Raw genomic sequence first — 17,437 nt, 5'->3', positions numbered from 1 at the left:
AGGCTATTCGGTCGGTTCCGGATAGCGCACCGCGACGCCGTCGAGCAGCAGTTCCACCGCATCGTGCAGCAGGTCGTCGAAGTCCATCTCGAAGGAGTCCGAGTCGGCGAGGAAGCGGTGCAGGACGGGGCGGACCGTGGGGTCGAGCAGTTCGGCGAACTCGTGGCGCAGCGCGGTCGCCTCGGCGGCGTCGCGGGGCTCGCCGAGGCGGTCGGCGCGCTCGGAAGTCCACAACAGCGCGAGGCCTTGGACCAGACCGGAGAGCGCGAGGTAGATCGCGAAACCCGCGCGCCGGGTCAGGCCGGGACGATCGAGCGCGGCGAAGTTCCGCTCCAGGACGTCCAGCAGGGCCGGGCCGAGCGGGGGACGGGTGCGTGCCAGCAGCGGCAGCATCCACGGATGCCTGCGGTAGAGGCGCCACTCCTCGTGCGCTTCGTGCCGCAGCCGTCGGCGCAGGCCCGCGCATCCGGCCGCAGGCGGCGGGATCTCGTCGAGCACCAGCTCGGCCATGCTCGCCAGCAGCGTTTCCCGGTCGGGGAAGTGGCGGTAGAGGGTGGCGGTCGCGACCCCGAGCGCACTGGCCAGGCGGCGCATGGTGAGTCCGTCGATTCCGTCGCGGTCGGCCAGTTGCACCGCCGCCCGCGCGATGCCGACCGCGGTGAGCCGCGCCGGGCGGCTCGGGCGGCGTACCGGGATCGACGCGCGGCGCGCGCGGTAGGCGCGCGCCTGGCAGGAGCGCGAGCAGTACTTGCGCCGTCGGCCCCTGGCGGGCTGAGCGAGTTCTTTGCGGCAGACCGCACACGTCATCGGTCGTTCCATTTCGACACACGAACAGGTGTGACGAAATGGTAGCGACATGCCTTTGACCTGCCTAGATTCGATGACCGAAACGGTGTTCACAGGAAGGGGCGCGGATGGAGATCACTGTGCGCCAGGCGGGTCGGCGCGACCGGGACACGCTGATCGACGCGTTCGGCATCGCCAGCGCGGACGAGGTGGTGACGGAGTGGGTGCTGGACGGGCAGTCCGATCCGGCTTTCCGTACCGCGTTCGTGCCCGGGTTGGTCGATCGAGCGCTGCGCGACGACGAGATCTGGGTAGCTGGGCCGGGCGAGGAGGTCTGGTCGATGTCGATCTGGCAGCACGTCACCTCGGTCGAGCGATTCGCCGACGAAGCCGCCGAGGCGCGGACCATGCTCGAACAGGCTCCCGGTCTGCGCGTGGCGCAGCGGCTGGCGTATCTCACCGACCTGCTCGCCCGCGAACACCCCCGCGAGTTGCCGCACCGCTATCTGCAAGTGATCGTCACGCTGCCGGAGCACCGCGGCAAGGGGGCGGGCGCGGTGATCCTCGCCGACCGCGTGAAAGCGGCGTCCGAAGCGGACGTCCCTGCGTTTCTCGAAGCCAGCACCGAACGATCCGCCCGCCTCTACAGCCGCTGCGGATTCGTGCCGACCACAGCGACCCACACGCTGCCGGAGAACGGCCCGACACTCATCCCGATGTGGTTCCGGCCGTAGCGTGCGCGGGGCGGGCTTGCGCCGCCGCGGTCCCGGATAAGCTCGGCTGGTGACCGAGACGAGCCTCCTGCAAGGACCCATTCACGCCGTGCACGTCGAGCTGGGCGCCACCTTCGCGCCGTTCGGCGGCTGGGAGATGCCGGTGTCCTACGCGGGCACGGTGACCGAGCACCAAGCGGTCCGTACGACGGTCGGGCTGTTCGACGTCAGTCATCTGGGCAAAGCGACGGTGCGCGGCCGGGGCGCCGCGGCGTTCGTGAACTCGGCGCTCACCAACGATCTGGGCCGCATCGGTCCGGGCAAGGCGCAATACACCCTGTGCTGCACCCCGGAGGGCGGCGTGATCGACGACCTGATCGCCTATTACGTCGGCGACGACGAGATCTTTCTGGTGCCGAACGCCGCCAACACCGCGGCGGTCGTCGCCGAGCTGCGCAAGGCCGCGCCGGACGGCGTCACGGTGACCGACGAGCACCGCGACTACGCCGTGTTCGCGGTGCAGGGGCCGCGCTCCGCCCAGGTGCTCGACGCGCTCGGCCTGCCCACCGGTCTCGAGTACATGGCCTATGCCGACGCGGACTGGGACGGCCGCCCCGTCCGGGTCTGCCGCACCGGCTACACCGGCGAGCACGGCTACGAGCTGCTGCCCCGCTGGGCCGACGCCGAACCACTGTTCCGAGCCTTGGTCGAGCAAGTGCGCGCCGCCGAGGGTCAGGTGGCCGGGCTGGGCGCCCGCGACACCCTGCGTACCGAGATGGGTTATCCCCTGCACGGGCACGAGCTCTCGCCCGCCATCTCCCCGGTGCAGGCGCGCTGCGGTTGGGCGGTCGGCTGGCAGAAACCGGAGTTCTGGGGCAAGGCCGCTCTGGAGCAGGAGAAGTCGGACGGTCCGCGCCGAATCCTGCTGGGGCTCAAGGCGCTCGACCGAGGTGTGCTCCGGCAGGGGCAGACCGTGCTGCGCGAGGGCGAGCCGGTCGGCGAAACCACGTCCGGCACCTTCTCGCCCACGCTGAAACTCGGCATCGCGCTGGCCCTGCTCGACACCTCGGCCGGCATCGAACCCGGGGTCGAGGTCGAGGTGGATGTGCGCGGCCGCCGTCTGCGTTGCGAAACCGTCCGCCCTCCGTTCGTCCGGACCAATACCAAGTGACGGACGCGCCCACGAGCCGCCGGGTGCGGGGAGGACCATGGCGAAATGGCCGGAATCGGGCCGGATAGGATCGTCGGCATGACCGCTGCCGCACAGTTCACCCGTGTTCCGCATCCCGCGCCGCTTCCGGCGCAGCGGCGGCAAGAGGTACTGGCGGAGCCGGGGTTCGGGCGCCACTTCACCGATCACATGGTCTCGATCGATTACGTCGGCGGCACGTGGACCAACGCGCGGGTGGAGCCGTACGGGCCGCTCGCGCTGGACCCGGCGACCATGGTGTTCCACTACGGCCAGGCCATCTTCGAGGGACTGAAGGCCTACCGGCAGAGCGACGGCAGCGTCTCCTGCTTCCGCATCGACGCCAACGCCGCGCGTTTCCGCCGGTCGGCTCGCCGGATGGCGATGGCCGAGCTGCCCGACGAGCTGTTCGTCGAGTCGGTGCGGCAACTGCTGGAGGTGGACCGGGACTGGGTGCCCGCGGCGGGCGGCGAGGATTCGCTGTACCTGCGGCCGTTCATGTTCGCCACCGAGGCCGGGCTGGGCGTGAAGCCCGCCGCGGCGTACAAGTACCTGCTGCTCGGCTCCCCGGCGGGGGCCTACTTCCCGCGGGGCGTGAAGCCGGTGCGGGTCTGGCTGTCCACCGAATACGTGCGCGCCGCGCCGGGCGGCACCGGCGAGGCGAAGGTCGCGGGCAACTACGCGGCGTCACTGCTCGCGCAGGCCGAGGCATCGGCCAAGGGGTGCGACCAGGTGGTGTGGCTGGACGCGTGTGAGCGCCGCTACGTCGAGGAAATGGGCACCAACAACCTGTTCTTCGTCTTCGGTTCCGGCTCCGAGGCGCGGCTGGTCACCCCGGAGCTGTCCGGCTCGTTGCTGCCGGGCATCACCAGGGACTCGCTGCTCACCCTCGCCGCCGACTCCGGCTTCCCGGTCGAGGAGCGCAAGATCTCGGTGGAGGAATGGCGCAAGGGCGCCGAATCCGGGGAGATCACCGAGGTTTTCGCGTGCGGCACCGCCGCTGTGATCACGCCGGTCGGCTGGGTCCGTTCCGAGGCGGGCGAATTCACCATCGGCGGCGGCGAGCCCGGCGCGGTCACCATGGCTCTGCGCGATACCCTCACCGGCATCCAGCGCGGCACCTTCGCGGACAAGCACGGGTGGATGCGGCCGATGTGACTCAGCCCGGCATCAGCATGTGCCACTGTTCCAACGTCTGCGGACGCATGACGTAATTCTTGTCCCGGACAGTGGACAGCGCGGCGTTGGGTTCCTGCGAATACCAGTGACCCGGGTACACGACCGGGTCACCGGGAAGTCCGGCCAGGTAGCGCAGGCTGCGGAACATTTCGTCCGAATCGCCGCCGGGGAAGTCGGTGCGGCCGCAGCCGTCGACGAACAACGTGTCGCCGGCGATCAGGCGGTTGTCGAACAGAAAGCATTGGCTGCCCGGGGTGTGGCCTGGCGTGTGTAGTAACTCGATGTCGAAGGCTCCGACGCTGACCTTGTCGCCGTGCTCGTGCCCGGTCAGCTCGCTCTCCGCGATGCCGGTGACATTGGCTACCCAGGGCAGCTCTGTGGCGTTGACGTGCACTGGGACGCTTGTCTTCTCGAGCAGTTCGCGCACGCCGCGCAGGGTGAAGCCGAGCATCGTGCCGCCCACGTGATCGGGGTGGTGATGGGTGGCGAGCACGCCGCGCAGGCGCAAGCCGTCGCCCTCGGCGATGTCGACCAGATCGCCCGCGGCGTAGGCCGGATCGATCACCACGCACTCGCCCGTGTCCCGATCGCCGATGAGATAGGCGAAGTTGCGCATCTGCGTCGCGATCGGATCGCCCACGGCGTAGTCGCGTCCCGACAACAGCTGGCGAAAATACAGGCGCTCAGAAGACATACCGCCCACCTTATTGCCCGACCCAGACGACCCGCGCGTCACGGCCGGAAAAATTCCAGTGACTCAGACTCTCGCTCCCGGTCGGTACCGGGCAAACACCCGAATCGGCGGCCGCGGCCGGTCAGCCGGGCTGGACGGTAAGCGACAGCACGGCCGCCGTGAGCGCCACCGTGGTCTCGACGGCGGCGCCGAGGACGTCACCGGAGAGCCCTCCGAAGCGGCGGGCGCAGTGCCGGACCAGGATCGCCGAGGCGGCCAGACCGAGCGCCACGGCGAGAGGCCCGAGCCACGGCCGCCCCGGGACGGCGAACAGCGCGACAGCGACCGCGGCTCCCGGCCAGCACACCGCCGCGACGGCCGACTGTGTGCCCGCGACCAGCACGCCGAACCCGGTCCCCGGCGCGGCGGGGACACCGCGGCAGGCGAGGATCACCGCGACGCGGCCGGTCGCCACGGCAAGGGCGACGGCGAGCCATCTGCCCGAGTCGGCCAGCGCCGCGAACGCAAACGCCTGCACCCCGATGGCGAATGCGAGGCCCGCGACACCGAAGGGGCCTGCCCCGCCGCTCTTCATGATCTGCCTGGCCCGATCCGGCGGTCCGTAGCTGCCGAGTCCGTCCAAAGTGTCGGCAAGGCCGTCGAGATGCATACCCCGGGTGATCAGCGCCAGCGCGCCGACCACCAGCAGCCCGGCCAGCGCGGCGCTCGCCCCGGCCCGGGTGAGAGCGTAGAGCAGGCCCGCGGCCCCCGCGCCGAGCAGCGCGCCGACCAGCGGTGCCAGCACGATCGCGCGGCCCGCCGTCGCGCGGTCCACGGCATCCGGGCCGCGCACCGGCAGCACCGTCAGCCAGGAGATCGCCAACCGGACGCCGTTCACGCCGAACCTCGTGTCCTCGGCGGCGTTGCGCGCGTTGTGCCGCAGACCCGGTCGATGACCGGCTGTGGTGCGGCTGTCGGCCCGCACGTCGCGGAGCCGGGAGCCGCGGGCAGCGGTTGTCGCCCGCTCGGCGGCGGCGGGTGGAGGACGGCGTCGCGGGGGCGGGAAGACTTCACTTGCGCAGGTCGGGCGCGGTATTCGCCGGTTCGGCGTCGGCGGTGCTGACGCCCGCTTCACCGAAGGTGGACATCTCCGCGAGCGCGGCCACCGCCGAGCGGAGGACGGGCAGGGCGGTCAGGGCTCCGGAGCCTTCGCCGAGGCGCATGGTCAGGTCGATCAGGGGGTCCAGGCGCAGGTGTCGCAGCGCGAGGTCGTGCGCCGGTTCGGTCGAGCGGTGACCGGCCAGCCACCAGGCGGTCGCGCCCGCGGCGAGGTCTTCGGCGACCATGGCCGCGGCCGTGACGACGACGCCGTCGAGCAGGACGGGCGTGCGCCGGGTGGCGGCCTGGGCGAGGAACGCGGCCATCGCGGCGAAGTCGGCGCCCGCGGCCACCCGGAGCAGCTCGACAGGGTCTTTCACCACCGGGCGGGCGCGGCGCATCGCGTCGCGGATCGCGGCGACCTTGCGAATCCATCCCGCGTCGTCGACGCCGGTGCCGCGGCCCACGGCGGCGACCGGTTCGGTCTTGGTGAGGCTCGCGACGAGCACGGTGGCCGGCGTCGTGTTGCCGATGCCCATGTCGCCCGCGATCAGCAGATCGGCGCCTGCGTCGATCTCCTCGTCGGCGATGGCGCGGCCCGCCTCGATCGCCGCCCGGACCTCCTCGGCGGTGAGCGCGTCCTCGCGGTCGATCACCCCGCTGGAACGGCGCACCTTGTGCTTGGACACTTGCGGGTCGGTGTCCGCGTCGACGGAGATGTCCGCAACCCGCACCGTCGCGCCCGCCACCGCCGCGAGCGCGTTCACCGCGGCGCCCCCCGCCAGGAAGTTCGCGACCATCTGCGCGGTGACTTCGCTCGGATACGCCGAGACCCCATGCCGGGCGACGCCGTGATCCCCGGCGAAGATCACGACTCGCGCACGCTCGAACTGCTTCGGCGGGCAGGCGCCCTGACAGGCCGCCACCCAGTTGCCGAGGAGCTCCAAACGGCCGAGCGCGCCGGCGGGTTTGGTCAGCTGCGCTTGGCGCTGTTCGGCCGCCGCACGAGATTGTGCGTCCGGAGGCGCTACCGGTCCGAATCCGTGCGTCACTATCGAGCCTTTCGGTCATGGCGGTTCCGCCCACTACGCCGCCCAATCTTGCCATTGCCCCGTCGCATCGTGGGGCCGTGACCGGACCTCGCCGCACCGGTTCGCCGCGCCCGCGGCCTCGCCGAGTCGTCCGGATGTCGAGGGAAGCCGCATCGCCCGAGGCGAGGTCGGCGTGTGCCACGCGGCGCACGGGAGAGGAGCCGGGGTGACCGGCTGAGGCGACAGGGCGGTCGACGTCCAGAATCGGCGTCGCTCACACGAATACGATTGCGGGTCAAGGAAATCGCGAGGCGGCCGACCGGCGCGAGTCTCGCTGGGAGGAAGACGTGCTCGGACGCTATTTGAGGCGGACCGGGAGACCGGCGATGACGAAGAACGCCTCGTCGCAGACTTGGGCCAGCCGCTGGTTGAGGGTGCCGATCTCGTCGCGGAACAAGCGGCCGGAGCGCGTGGCCGGGATGACGCCCATGCCCACTTCCGGGGTGACGATCACCAGATCGCCGGTGTAGGCCGCGACGGCGGCGACCAGCGCGTCGGTGTCGGGGGAGATCGTGCCGCGCGGGGCGTCCCACGCCTCGCGCGCATCGATGCGGGCGGTCAACCAGGTGCCGATGTCATCGATCAGCGTGAAGACTGGCGGCGTCGGCGTCGGTGCGGTGAGGATCTCCGCCGGATCGGCGCTTTCGACGGTCGACCAGCCCGCGGGGCGTCGGCCGCGGTGCCCGGCGATGCGTTCGGCGAAGTCTTGGTCGCCGGGATCGGGTACCGCGGTGGCGAGGTAGCGCACCGGGCCGCCCGCCCGGACCGCGAGGTCCTCCGCGAACGCCGACTTCCCGGACCGCGCGCCACCGAGCACGAGGATGCTACGTGGCGCTGCGGACGAGGGGGGTTCGGACACGGGTGCACGCTATCAACCAGCGGCGGGTCACCACGCGGCTCCCGAGGCGTGCCGGGTCTCGCGGCGCGAGCGGTCAGCCCGCCGCTTCGGGACTGCGGCCGAAGCGGCGACGATATTCGGTGGGGGCGATGCCGACGAGGCGCTGGAAATGGTGGCGCAGGAGGGCGCCGGAGCCGAAACCGCAGCGTGCGGCGATGCGTTCGAGCCCGAAGTCGGTCTCCTCGAGCAGTTGCTTGGCCAGCAGCACGCGCTGGTTGGTGAGCCATTTCACCGGGGTGGTCCCGGTCTCGGCGGCGAAGCGGCGCGCGAAGGTGCGGGTGGACATGTTGGCGCGCGTGGCCAGGTCTTCGACCGTGTGCGGCAGGTCGAGGTGCTCGTTCATCCACTCCAGGGTGGGAATGAGACTGTCGGAGGTACAGGCGGCGACGGGGCGTTCGATGAACTGGCGCTGCCCGCCGTCACGCTGTGGCGGCACCACCATGCGCCGCGCGATCGCGTTGGCCACGCCGCTGCCGAGTTCGCGCCGCACCAGGTGCAGGCAGGCGTCGATGCCCGCGGCGGTGCCCGCGCTGGTGATCAGATCGCCCTCGTCGACGAACAGCACGTCCGGATCGACGGTCGCCGCCGGATACGCGGCGGCGAGTTGCTCCACATGACGCCAGTGCGTGGTGCATTTGCGGCCGTCGAGCAGCCCGGCCGCCCCGGCCAGGAAGGCTCCGGAACAGACCGTGAGCACGGTCGCTCCGGCTGCCGCCGCGTCGCGGACGGCAGCGACGACCCGCGGGTCGAATCCGTGGTCCGCCGCGGCGGCGGGAATGGCGACCAGATCGGCTGTCGCGAGCTCCGCGAGGCCGTATTCCGGTGTGATCGTGATCCCTGGGCTCGTCGAGCGCAGTGGGAGGCCCGGCTCGGCCCCGCACACCCGGAAATCGAAGCCGGGCAGCCCGTCGGCCGTGCGATCGAGACCGAAAACCTCGCACACCACCCCGAATTCGAACATGGCCATGCGTTCGGACAGCACCACGGCGACCTTCGACAGCATGCCACCAGTCTAGTGGCCGAATTTTTACGAACTGTGTCAGTACCGCCACTTTCGGCGGTAAATGAGTGAGCGAAAAATTACTGCCATGGCTACTTTCCTCATCACCCTGGCGGTCCTCGTGGCTTTCGCCACAGTCATCGCGCGCGGCACGGCCCGCGCGGGCTCCTCGAACGTGATCGACCGCGACGCGGAGCGACTGCACTCGGAACTGACGGCGATGCTCGGCCGCAACACCCACCACCGCTGACCGATGGGACACCGGGTCCGTGCTCATGGCAGCACTGCCCGGGCAGCGTCCGCCGCCGAGCGCGCAGAGCGCACACCGCGTCCGAACACCTCGCCCATGTCGAACTGTGCTTTGCATCCCGGCAGACCCCCTCTGGCCAAGGGGCAAGACCGCGTACGCGGGGTCTCAGACGCTGCCTACCGGAATAACGCCAGCTCAACTCCGGTTTCGGGCAAAGCGAGACCGGGCATTGCCGCGAACACGCCGCGCCGAAGGCGCGGCAAAGATCACACAGCGTCGCCCGGGCCGACGCGCGGTTTGGGGGCGCGCATCTTGCGGATCTGGGAGGCGCGGACGAAGGCGTACCAGCCGAGCCGGTAGCCGAGGTCGGTGGTCTCCGGGAAACGCTCCCTGACCCGGTTGTTCACGACGCGGCCGAGCAGGAAACCCTCGACGGCCATGAACAGCATCATCACCAGCATGGCGAGGGTCACGATGGTCTGTAGCGCGGGCGCGACGAACATCGACAGGATCAGCACCAGCGCCATCGGCATGAAGAGGCCGACCAGGTTGCGCCGGGCGTCGACGATGTCGCGGACGAACGCCCGGACCGGACCTTGGTCACGCTGCGGCAGGTATTTGTCCTCGCCCGCGAGCATGCGCTCGCGGCGATCGGCGGCGGCCTCGCGTCGTCGAGCGGCCGCGGCCTTGCGCTCCGCTCTGGTGCCCCGCGCGGCCTTGCGCCGGGCGCGGGCCTCCTTCGCGGTGAGCGGAGCGGGTGCTACCGGGCCGCGGCGCTTGCCTTGGGCGTCACGGCGTTTCGGGGTGGGACGGCCCTTGCCCGCGGTGGCCGTGGCCGCCGCGCGGGTGGTGCCCGCGGCCGAGTCACCGTTCGTGACCACCGTCGATTCGGCGGTCGCGTCGGTGGTGCTGGACTCGCCGCGACGGAACAACTTCACACCGACCAGGCTATTCGATGGGCAGCGCGGCGAGAAATGCGGTCCGATTCGCCGGGAGTGTGCGGGGTCACGGAGGTTGCGTGTCCCTACGGACCGGCTGGTGGCAAGATGGAGGAATAGCAGCCTGCCGAGTGGTGTTGACCGACACGACCCGTGCGCTGTTCACGGGTTGACCACAGGTTCCTCGAGGAGAGTTCATGACTGTGCAGAACGAGACCGCCACCCACGGTGTGACTCTGACCGACGCCGCCGCCGCGAAGGCGAAGGCACTGCTGGACCAGGAAGGTCGCGACGACCTGGCGCTGCGGATCGCGGTGCAGCCGGGTGGTTGTGCGGGCCTGCGCTACCAGCTGTTCTTCGACGACCGCTCGCTCGACGGCGATCTGACCGTCGACTTCGGTGGCGTCACGCTGGCCGTCGACCGGATGAGCGCGCCGTACGTGCAGGGCGCCTCGATCGACTTCGTCGACACCATCGAGAAGCAGGGCTTCACCATCGACAACCCGAACGCCACCGGCTCCTGCGCCTGCGGCGACTCCTTCAACTGAGGTAATCGCCTTCCGGCGCGGCCGCGGAGGTCGGCCGTGTTCGAACGGAACAACTGATCTCGTGAGGACATGGGTAACTCGTCGGGAACGCCCAGGACCCGAGCGGCACTGACGCAAGACCTGAACGCAAATCCGGTGTCGCTCAACTAGTACGGCCTGAAGACCCGGAGAGGCGGCATCAGCTACGGTGAGATCGGGACTCGCGTCCCGGTCTGCACCGCCTGCCGCCTACCGTTGAAGGGGCTCAGCCACGTGTCCATCGCCGTTTCCGCGTCCATTGCGACCGATCACCTCATGCGTTTCCCCGGACGGTTCGCCGACGTACTGCTGGCCGATCAGCTCGACCATGTGTCTCTGAGCTTTCTCGTCGATGATCTGCAGATCCGTCGCGGCGGCGTCGGCGGCAACATCGCCTACGCCATGGGCCTGCTCAATCGCACCCCCCTGCTCGTCGGCGCCGTCGGCGCGGACTTCGGCGAGTACCGCGCCTGGTTGGAGAAGCACGGGGTCGACTGCTCCACCGTGCTGGTGTCCGATCGCGCGCACACCGCGCGTTTCGTCTGCACCACCGACGACGACATGGCCCAGATCGCGTCGTTCTACCCGGGCGCGATGAGCGAGGCCCGCGACATCTCCATCGCCGAGCTGGCCGAGAGCCGGGCGCTCGACCTCGTGCTGGTCGGCGCGAACGACCCGGAGGCGATGCTGCGGCACACCGCCGAATGCCGTGAGCTCGGCATTCCGTTCGCCGCCGACCCCTCCCAGCAGTTGGCCCGTCTGGACGGCGATCAGTCGGTGCAGCTCATCGATGGCGCCGCGTACCTGTTCACGAACAAGTACGAGTGGGCGCTGCTGTTGCAGAAGACCGGTCTGAGCGAGGAAGAGGTGGCCCAGAAGGTCGGCGTCCGCGTCACCACGCTGGGCGCGGAGGGTGTGCGGATCGTGGACCGCGACGGCACCGAGGTCACCGTCGGCGTCGTACCCGAGGCGGAGAAGGTCGAGCCGACCGGCGTCGGGGACGCCTTCCGCGCCGGCTTCCTCACCGCGCACACCGCCGGGCTGAGCCTGGAGCGTTCCGCGCAGCTGGGATCGCTGATCGCCGTGCTCGTGCTGGAGACCATGGGCACGCAGGAGTGGACGCTGAACAAGGAGTCCGCGCTGGAGCGCCTCACCCAGGCCTACGGCCCCGAGGCCGCTGCGGACATCAAGACGCTGCTCTGATCGATAATCATCGACCGAAGGCGCGCATCCGGCCGGGTGCGCGCCTTCGGTCGTTCCGGCCCCTACAGCGAAACCGGATACGTGGGCTCTTGGATGTCCGGCTTGATCCGGTCCTCGACGAAGATGCCGTGCCAGACCATGAACACCAGCAAGGTCCACAGCCTGCGGCTGTGATCGGCGGTCCCGGCGCGGTGCGCGACCAGCATCTCGCTGATCGCGGCCTTGTTCAGCAGGTGATCGGTCTGCGATTCGGCGATCTGCTGCTGCGCCCAGTCGTAGAGCTCGGTGCCGCGCAGCCAGTGCCGCAGCGGGACGGGGAAGCCGAGCTTGGCGCGGTGCAGCACGTGCGGCGGCACGATGCCCTCCAGTGCCTGACGCAGCGCGTACTTCGTGGTCTCCTTGGTGATCTTCTGGTCGAACGGCAGACCCTCGGCCGCCTTCAGCACCTCGGCGTCCAGGAACGGCACGCGCAGCTCCAGCGAGTTGGCCATGGTCATCTTGTCGGCCTTGACCAGGATGTCGCCGCGTAGCCAGGTGAACAGGTCCAGGTGCTGCATCCGGGCCACCGGGTCCCAGCCGCGCGACTGCGCGTACAGCGGCGCGGTCACGTCCTGGTGGGTCCATTCCGGCCGGAACTCGCGCAGCACGGCGCGCAGCTGGGCGTCGTTGAAGCTGCGCGCGTTGCCGTAGTAGCGCTCTTCCAGGGTGAGCGAGCCGCGGTGCAGCAGGCTCTTGCCCCTGGTGCCGTCCGGAATCCGGTCCGACAGCTTGCCCGCCAGCCTGCGCAAGCCGCGGGGCAGCTTCTCGAAGGGCTTCAGCGACAGCGGCTCGCGGTAGATGGTGTACCCGCCGAACAACTCGTCGGCGCCTTCACCGGAGAGCACGACCTTGACGTGCTTGCGGGCCTCTTTGGCGACGAAGTACAGCGGCACCAGCGCCGGGTCGGCCACCGGGTCGTCGAGGTACCAGACGATCTCGGGGATCGCCTGCGCGAACTCGGCGGGAGAGACGACCTTCACCACGTGGCGCGCGCCGATCGCCTCCGCGCTCTCGGCGGCCACGTCCACCTCCGAGTAGCCCTCGCGCTCGAACCCGGTGGTGAACGTGATCAGTTTCGGGTTGTGCCGCATGGCCAGCGCCGCGACCGCGGTGGAGTCGATGCCGCCGGACAGGAACGAGCCGACCGTCACGTCCGCGCGCATGTGCTTGGCGACGGAGTCCTCGAGGGCCGCGGCGATCTCCCGGTAGCGCGCGTTCGCCGATCCGGGGGTGAACGGGCGCACCGGGAACTTCGGAGTGAAGTACCGGGTGACGGCCGGAACCGCGCCGGGACGCACGGTGGCGTAACTGCCCGATTCCAGCCTGCGCACGTCCTTGTGCAGTGTCTCCGGTTCCGGCACGTACTGCAGCACCGTGTAGTGCTCCAGCGCTCGCGGATCGAGCGCGTCGCTCAGCTCCAGCGCGGGCAGCAGTTCCAGCAGGCTCTTCTTCTCGCTGCCGAACGCGGTGCCGCCGGGCCCGGTGGCCAGGAACAGCGGCTTGATGCCGAACGGGTCGCGGGCCAGGAACAGCTCCTGGGTCTCGGTGTCCCAGATCGCGAAGGCGAACATGCCGCGCAGCCGCCGCACCGCCTCCGGACCCCAGTAGTGGAACGCCGCGACGATGGCCTCGCTGTCGCCTTCGGTCTGGAAGATCTTGCCGTCCGGGAACTCGGCGGCGTGTGCCTCGGCGAGCTCCGCGCGCAGCTCCAGGTAGTTGTAGATCTCGCCGTTGAAGGTGAGCGCGTAGCGCTCGGGCTGCCCCGGCGGGCCCCAGCGCAGCGGCTGGTGCGAGTGCTCGATGTCGATGATCGACAGGCGGTTGAAGCCGAAGATCACATGGTCGTCGTGCCAGGTGCCGCGCTCGTCCGGGCCGCGGTGACGCACACAGTGCAAGGCCTCGTAGACCTGCTCCACCGTGCCAGGTGCCGCCTCGTCAGATGCCAGGAATCCGAGCAGTCCACACACGGCGTCGGCAACCTCATTTCTCACAGTCGGGATACGCGCCCACCGGGTGGGGCGCCAAGGGACGAAATCTAGTGTCCGAGTATGCCGCACCACCGGCGTCCGCGCGTCGTGCGCATCACGACCCGGGCGGAATCGCTGGTGACGGTGAGCGCGGCGGGCTCGGCGAGGTGTCGAAGCCGACCCGACGACGAACGGGGGGTGCGTTTGGTCTACGCTGCGTAGTACTCAGGTCTCTCTCAGGCGACCCGCGCGGAACGCGCTGGCCCGGAGGGTGCCCTGAAACGAGCTTAGGACGTATCGTCGGGGCCGATCGCAGCCCCGCATGATGCACTGTCGGAATGTGTGGCGACCAGGAAGGCGTGAGCGTGGCGCACAAGGCGAGCGAAGAGATCGGGGCACGACCCGCCCGGGTACGGCAGGGCCGCATCCTTCGGCGGGCCGGGCTGGCGGTGTCCTTGGGGATCACCGCGCTGCTCGTCTCGGGCTGCTCGATCGACAATGTTTGGCTGCGGTTCGGCTGGCCGTCGGGCATCACGCCGCAGGCCACCCGGATGCGGGAGCTGTGGACGTGGTCGGTCGTCGCCGCGCTGGCGATGGGCGTGCTGGTCTGGGGCCTGACCTTCTGGACCGTCGCGTTCCACCGCAAGAAGGCCGACTCCCCGGAGTTCCCGCGCCAGACCGGTTACAACGTGCCGCTGGAGCTGACCTACACGGCGATCCCGTTCGTCATCATCGCCGTGCTGTTCTACTTCACTGTGGTGGTGCAGAACTACGTGCACGAGAAGGTGGACAACCCCGACGTCACCGTCGACGTGACCGCCTTCCAGTGGAACTGGAAGTTCGGCTACCGCAACGTCGATTTCAAAGACGGTTACAAATTCGACGGCATCGACGCCTCGCGTGAGGCGCTGAGCCAGGAGCAGCTCGAGGCGTACGAGGAGCGGACCAAGGACGGTCACCCGCAGCCGGGCCCCGTGCACGGCAAGCCGGAGAACGACATCCTCTCCTACCTGCACTACGACAAGGTCGAGACGATCGGCTCGAGCAACGAGATCCCGGTCCTGGTGCTGCCGACCGGCAAGGTCATCGAGTTCCAGCTCGCCGCCGCCGATGTGATCCACGCCTTCTGGGTGCCGGAGTTCCTGTTCAAGCGCGACGTGATGCCGAACCCGAAGGAAAACCACTCCGACAACGTCTTCCAGATCACCAAGATCGAGAAGGAAGGCGCGTTCGTCGGCCGCTGCGCCGAGATGTGCGGCACCTTCCATTCGATGATGAACTTCGAGGTCCGCGCGGTCACGCCGGAGAAGTTCACCAAGTACCTGGACGCGCGCCAGGCGGGCAAGACCAACGCCGAGGCGCTGGAGTCCATCGGTGAGTCCCCCGTGGCCACGTCCACCACGCCGTTCAACACCAGGCGCGACGTCAAGAGCGCGGCCTCGGCCGAGAGCAAGTGAGGATTTGATCTGACATGAAGATCGAAGCGCGGATTTTCGAACTGCTCACGGTGTTCTTCATCATCGTGGCCGTGGTCTACGGCTTCTTCACCGGCCAGTCGCGCACCGGCGTCGAATGGGCGGGCACCACGGCCACAGTGCTGACCGCGGGCCTGTCGCTGATCATCGGCACCTACTTCCGATTCGTCGCCCGTCGTCTCGACCTGCGCCCGGAGGACTACGAGGACGCCGAGATCGTGGACGGCGCCGGTGACCTGGGCTTCTTCTCGCCCGGCAGCTTCTGGCCGATCACCCTGGCCGCCGCCGGTTCGGTGACCGCCCTGGGCCTGGCGTTCTTCCAGTTCTGGTTGATCGGCATCGGCGTCGTCTGCATCCTCGCCGCGGCCGCCGGTCTGGTGTTCGAGTACTACCTCGGCCCGGAAAAGCACTGAGCCGAAGACTTGCCGAAACGGCCCCATCGGATGATCCGGTGGGGCCGTTTCGCGTGTGTGGTGGTCGATCCGGGGGGCCCGGGGCCGCACCTGATAAGAAGGTGCGGGTGGGACGTAAGAAGTTGCTGGAGCCGACTCTGCAGGCTTTACCGCACGGGCCGCACGGTCTCGCGCGCGACCTCGTTACGGGGTCGCAGCGTGAGCGGCTGCTGTTCGGCGTGACGGTCGTCGTCGCCGACCGCGGCTATCTCGACGCGACGGTCGCGGACATCGCCGCGTCGGCCAAGGTTTCGCGTCGGACGTTCTACCAGCACTTCCCGGACAAGGAAGCCTGCTTTCTCGCGGCGGCCGACGCCGGTCGCGATCTGATGATCGACCATCTCCGGCAGGTCATGCGGCAGATCCGGTCGGAATCGGTGCAGCCACGGGAAGCGCTCCGCCGCGGCATTCGCGAGTACCTCACCTTGTTGCGTGACGAGTCGTCGTTCGCCCGTGCGTTCTATCTGGAGACCGCGGTCGCCGGGTCGCGCGCGCTCGAGTCGTTCGAACGATGCCAGCGCTGGTTCGCCGGGTTCCTGCGCTCGTGGCGTGCGGAGGCGGGCCCCGCCGATCCCGCGGTCCCCGACTACGCGTACCTGGCGGTGACCGACGCGACCAACGAGGCCGTTCGCCGCACCCTTCGTGCCGGAGGCGACTTGCTGGACCTCGAAGACGCCATCGTGCACATCCATCTCGCGTTGCTCGGGCCGGCGGCGTCCGCCGACTAGGACACGACCCTGTCGCCGGCCCCGGTGAGGTTGCAGGAAGCGTCGTCGCTGGTGTTGCCGCCTTCCGACACGATCGTCGCGAAGACCTCGACGCAGTTGACCACCGCGGCGCCGGATCTGTTGCCCAGCACGGTGGAGTTGCGCAGGACGACTCGGCCCACCGGGATATCGATGAGATCGGTCACCTGGCGTGGCAGGGTGTCGAGGTAGGCAGGCGCCACGTTGATGCCGCTGCCGCCGTCCGAGGCGGTGTTCCCGGTGAGCGTGACGCGGTCGAAGGTCACCACGCCCCGGCCCCGGACATCGACGCCGCCGCCGCGTCCGGCGAAGCCCCCTGGGCGATACCAGACTCCGGGATCGACCACGCGGTTGTCGGAGATCGTGGAGTCGGTGAAGGTACAGGTGTTGTCGCATCGCACACCGCCCGCCTCGCCGGAGGAGTTGCCGGTGATCACCGTATTCCGCGTGTGCAGGTCCGAGCCCGGCACGTTGAAGATGCCGCCGCCGTACCCGGCGCTGTTGTCCCGGACCACGACGTCGTCGAGTACGAGATCCGACGAATTCGCTATGCCGCCTCCGCCGGTGTCGTAGAAGGGGATCTCGTGCTGGGCGGTGCGTCCGCGGGTCACCGTCAATCCGGTCACCGTCGTGGGTGCGGCGATACTGAGCACCCGGTCGATTCCGTTCGCGTCCAGCACTGTTCGCTCGCGGCCTGCGCCGCGCAACGTCGTCGGCGCGGTGAGGTTCAGGTCTCCTGTGGTGGCGTCCGGGTTGCGGCCCTGCACCTTCCGCTGGTCGGGGCCGATCGTCAGGACGTATCGCCCGGCGGGAACCACGATCGTGCTCCCGGGATGAGCGTTGGCGGTCTGCACCGCGGCGCGCAGTGTGCAGGCGCCCGAAGGCGTGCGGCATCGCCCGTTTCCGGGATCGGCCGCCGCTTCGTCCGCTGTGCTGTCCACCGTGATCACACTCGGCGGATCTCCCTCCGGTGTGGTGTCGGCATAGGCCGCTCCGGGAAAACCGGCCGCGGTTCCCGCGACCAGGGCTGTGACAGCGATTGCGCCGACCGCCGCGGCGGATGTGCTCGTCCTCATGAAGTCTGATCCGATCACGAACATGGAGTGGGGTACGCCCGCGCGTAAGTAGGGAACGCGAGTGTTTACCACTATGTCGGACACGGCCCTGCGTCGCT

General features: G+C 69.5%; 18 protein-coding genes. 9 read left to right on the top strand and 9 right to left on the bottom strand.

Annotated features, from left to right (window positions below; all coding sequences use genetic code 11):
* Nucleotides 1-3: 3 nt before the first annotated feature.
* A complete protein-coding gene (locus tag ACWEKR_RS15350; RefSeq protein ID WP_452354988.1) occupies nucleotides 4-807 on the bottom strand; it encodes a TetR family transcriptional regulator in 804 nt (267 codons plus the stop codon).
* A 107-nt stretch (nucleotides 808-914) separates the two neighbouring features.
* On the opposite strand from ACWEKR_RS15350, the gene ACWEKR_RS15345 reads away from it, so the two are divergent.
* The 3 genes from ACWEKR_RS15345 (at nucleotide 915) to ACWEKR_RS15335 (ending at nucleotide 3,846) form a co-directional block, all read left to right on the top strand.
* Nucleotides 915-1,520, top strand: coding sequence for a GNAT family N-acetyltransferase (locus ACWEKR_RS15345; RefSeq protein ID WP_195090330.1), 606 nt, complete (start codon nucleotides 915-917; stop codon nucleotides 1,518-1,520).
* Nucleotides 1,521-1,569: 49 nt separating this feature from the next.
* Entirely contained in the window at nucleotides 1,570-2,670 is a 1,101-nt protein-coding gene (gene gcvT, locus ACWEKR_RS15340; protein ID WP_452354987.1) for a glycine cleavage system aminomethyltransferase GcvT, read from the top strand.
* Between the two features lie 78 nt (nucleotides 2,671-2,748).
* Nucleotides 2,749-3,846 carry a branched-chain amino acid aminotransferase gene (locus ACWEKR_RS15335; RefSeq protein WP_195090335.1) on the top strand — a complete coding sequence of 366 codons (1,098 nt, stop codon included), beginning with the start codon at nucleotides 2,749-2,751 and terminating at the stop codon, nucleotides 3,844-3,846.
* A gap of 1 nt (nucleotide 3,847) precedes the next feature.
* On the opposite strand, the gene ACWEKR_RS15330 is transcribed toward ACWEKR_RS15335, so the two are convergent.
* From ACWEKR_RS15330 to ACWEKR_RS15310, 5 genes are all read right to left on the bottom strand, one after another.
* On the bottom strand, nucleotides 3,848-4,561 hold the full coding sequence (locus ACWEKR_RS15330) for an MBL fold metallo-hydrolase (protein WP_195090336.1): 714 nt from the start codon (nucleotides 4,559-4,561) through the stop codon (nucleotides 3,848-3,850).
* 121 nt (nucleotides 4,562-4,682) lie between these two features.
* Nucleotides 4,683-5,438 carry an adenosylcobinamide-GDP ribazoletransferase gene (locus tag ACWEKR_RS15325; RefSeq protein WP_452355134.1) on the bottom strand — a complete coding sequence of 252 codons (756 nt, stop codon included), beginning with the start codon at nucleotides 5,436-5,438 and terminating at the stop codon, nucleotides 4,683-4,685.
* A 172-nt stretch (nucleotides 5,439-5,610) separates the two neighbouring features.
* On the bottom strand, nucleotides 5,611-6,690 hold the full coding sequence (cobT, locus tag ACWEKR_RS15320) for a nicotinate-nucleotide--dimethylbenzimidazole phosphoribosyltransferase (protein ID WP_452354986.1): 1,080 nt from the start codon (nucleotides 6,688-6,690) through the stop codon (nucleotides 5,611-5,613).
* Between the two features lie 337 nt (nucleotides 6,691-7,027).
* Nucleotides 7,028-7,588 carry a bifunctional adenosylcobinamide kinase/adenosylcobinamide-phosphate guanylyltransferase gene (locus tag ACWEKR_RS15315; protein ID WP_324198365.1) on the bottom strand — a complete coding sequence of 187 codons (561 nt, stop codon included), beginning with the start codon at nucleotides 7,586-7,588 and terminating at the stop codon, nucleotides 7,028-7,030.
* Between the two features lie 73 nt (nucleotides 7,589-7,661).
* Entirely contained in the window at nucleotides 7,662-8,630 is a 969-nt protein-coding gene (locus ACWEKR_RS15310; RefSeq protein WP_452354985.1) for a helix-turn-helix domain-containing protein, read from the bottom strand.
* Nucleotides 8,631-8,715: 85 nt separating this feature from the next.
* Here ACWEKR_RS15310 and ACWEKR_RS15305 point away from each other — a divergent pair, with 85 nt between their 5' ends.
* On the top strand, nucleotides 8,716-8,877 hold the full coding sequence (locus tag ACWEKR_RS15305; protein WP_195090341.1) for a hypothetical protein: 162 nt from the start codon (nucleotides 8,716-8,718) through the stop codon (nucleotides 8,875-8,877).
* A gap of 266 nt (nucleotides 8,878-9,143) precedes the next feature.
* Here the strand turns inward: ACWEKR_RS15305 and ACWEKR_RS15300 are convergent, their stop codons facing one another.
* Entirely contained in the window at nucleotides 9,144-9,815 is a 672-nt protein-coding gene (locus ACWEKR_RS15300) for a DUF3043 domain-containing protein (protein WP_452354984.1), read from the bottom strand.
* A gap of 197 nt (nucleotides 9,816-10,012) precedes the next feature.
* Between ACWEKR_RS15300 and ACWEKR_RS15295 the strand changes: the two genes are divergently transcribed.
* Together ACWEKR_RS15295 and ACWEKR_RS15290 are read left to right on the top strand one after the other, a co-directional pair.
* Nucleotides 10,013-10,363 carry a HesB/IscA family protein gene (locus ACWEKR_RS15295; protein ID WP_039797033.1) on the top strand — a complete coding sequence of 117 codons (351 nt, stop codon included), beginning with the start codon at nucleotides 10,013-10,015 and terminating at the stop codon, nucleotides 10,361-10,363.
* A 252-nt stretch (nucleotides 10,364-10,615) separates the two neighbouring features.
* A complete protein-coding gene (locus ACWEKR_RS15290; protein WP_195090343.1) occupies nucleotides 10,616-11,584 on the top strand; it encodes a carbohydrate kinase family protein in 969 nt (322 codons plus the stop codon).
* Nucleotides 11,585-11,646: 62 nt separating this feature from the next.
* Here the strand turns inward: ACWEKR_RS15290 and asnB are convergent, their stop codons facing one another.
* Nucleotides 11,647-13,590 carry an asparagine synthase (glutamine-hydrolyzing) gene (gene asnB / locus ACWEKR_RS15285; protein ID WP_195090700.1) on the bottom strand — a complete coding sequence of 648 codons (1,944 nt, stop codon included), beginning with the start codon at nucleotides 13,588-13,590 and terminating at the stop codon, nucleotides 11,647-11,649.
* Between the two features lie 365 nt (nucleotides 13,591-13,955).
* Here asnB and ctaC point away from each other — a divergent pair, with 365 nt between their 5' ends.
* The 3 genes from ctaC to ACWEKR_RS15270 all read left to right on the top strand — a co-directional run bounded on the left by ctaC (nucleotide 13,956) and on the right by ACWEKR_RS15270 (nucleotide 16,245).
* On the top strand, nucleotides 13,956-15,047 hold the full coding sequence (ctaC, locus tag ACWEKR_RS15280; protein ID WP_195090702.1) for an aa3-type cytochrome oxidase subunit II: 1,092 nt from the start codon (nucleotides 13,956-13,958) through the stop codon (nucleotides 15,045-15,047).
* A 14-nt stretch (nucleotides 15,048-15,061) separates the two neighbouring features.
* Entirely contained in the window at nucleotides 15,062-15,478 is a 417-nt protein-coding gene (locus ACWEKR_RS15275) for a cytochrome c oxidase subunit 4 (protein ID WP_063020277.1), read from the top strand.
* 107 nt (nucleotides 15,479-15,585) lie between these two features.
* Nucleotides 15,586-16,245, top strand: a complete 660-nt coding sequence (locus ACWEKR_RS15270) for a TetR/AcrR family transcriptional regulator (protein WP_452354983.1) — start codon at nucleotides 15,586-15,588, stop codon at nucleotides 16,243-16,245.
* Here the strand turns inward: ACWEKR_RS15270 and ACWEKR_RS15265 are convergent.
* Complete coding sequence (locus tag ACWEKR_RS15265; RefSeq protein ID WP_452354982.1) at nucleotides 16,242-17,339, bottom strand: CSLREA domain-containing protein; 1,098 nt, start codon at nucleotides 17,337-17,339, stop codon at nucleotides 16,242-16,244. The two genes, ACWEKR_RS15270 and ACWEKR_RS15265, sit on opposite strands and share 4 nt — an antisense overlap.
* Between the last annotated feature and the right edge of the window lie 98 nt (nucleotides 17,340-17,437).

It is taken from the genome of Nocardia sp. NPDC004573, from assembly GCF_053602135.1.
The sequence above is the reverse complement of the archived record's forward strand: the minus strand, read 5'-3'. Positions and strand labels throughout refer to the sequence as shown.

Bases quoted from the DNA above. Each gene is read 5' to 3' on its own strand.
- ACWEKR_RS15350 (WP_452354988.1), bottom strand. From the start codon at position 807: ATGACGTGTGCGGTCTGCCGCAAAGAACTCGCTCAGCCCGCCAGGGGC.
- ACWEKR_RS15345 (WP_195090330.1), top strand. From the start codon at position 915: ATGGAGATCACTGTGCGCCAGGCGGGTCGGCGCGACCGGGACACGCTG.
- ACWEKR_RS15335 (WP_195090335.1), top strand. From the start codon at position 2,749: ATGACCGCTGCCGCACAGTTCACCCGTGTTCCGCATCCCGCGCCGCTT.
- ACWEKR_RS15330 (WP_195090336.1), bottom strand. From the start codon at position 4,561: ATGTCTTCTGAGCGCCTGTATTTTCGCCAGCTGTTGTCGGGACGCGAC.
- ACWEKR_RS15310 (WP_452354985.1), bottom strand. From the start codon at position 8,630: ATGCTGTCGAAGGTCGCCGTGGTGCTGTCCGAACGCATGGCCATGTTC.
- ACWEKR_RS15305 (WP_195090341.1), top strand. From the start codon at position 8,716: ATGGCTACTTTCCTCATCACCCTGGCGGTCCTCGTGGCTTTCGCCACA.
- ACWEKR_RS15295 (WP_039797033.1), top strand. From the start codon at position 10,013: ATGACTGTGCAGAACGAGACCGCCACCCACGGTGTGACTCTGACCGAC.
- ACWEKR_RS15275 (WP_063020277.1), top strand. From the start codon at position 15,062: ATGAAGATCGAAGCGCGGATTTTCGAACTGCTCACGGTGTTCTTCATC.
- ACWEKR_RS15265 (WP_452354982.1), bottom strand. From the start codon at position 17,339: ATGAGGACGAGCACATCCGCCGCGGCGGTCGGCGCAATCGCTGTCACA.